General features: G+C 39.1%; 1 protein-coding gene. It reads left to right on the top strand.

The window, feature by feature from the left end; translation table 11 throughout:
• Positions 1-243: hypothetical protein (locus G6042_RS00250; protein ID WP_169522312.1), on the top strand; the 243-nt coding region annotated here is incomplete at both ends.

Genomic DNA, 243 nt, shown 5'->3' with positions numbered 1-243 from the left:
GTAGCACAGGATCATCCATTACACAAGCTGAGTTTGACTTAACCGTTAATGAAAATGTAATTACTGGCGGCGTTCCAGGGATGATTGTAACCTATTACAACAGTTTAATCGATGCACAAACACCACAAAATCCAATAACACCAGCAACCGCTTATTTAGGAAACGACAACGAAATCATTCATGTTCGCGTACAAAATATAGCCACAGGATGTTATAGCACAACGACACAATTATTACGCGTAA

The sequence above is a fragment of the Flavobacterium solisilvae genome, from assembly GCF_012911605.1.
GTDB lineage: Bacteria > Bacteroidota > Bacteroidia > Flavobacteriales > Flavobacteriaceae > Flavobacterium > Flavobacterium solisilvae.
Note: the sequence above shows the minus strand (reverse complement) of the source record. Positions and strands in the feature narration are given on the sequence as shown.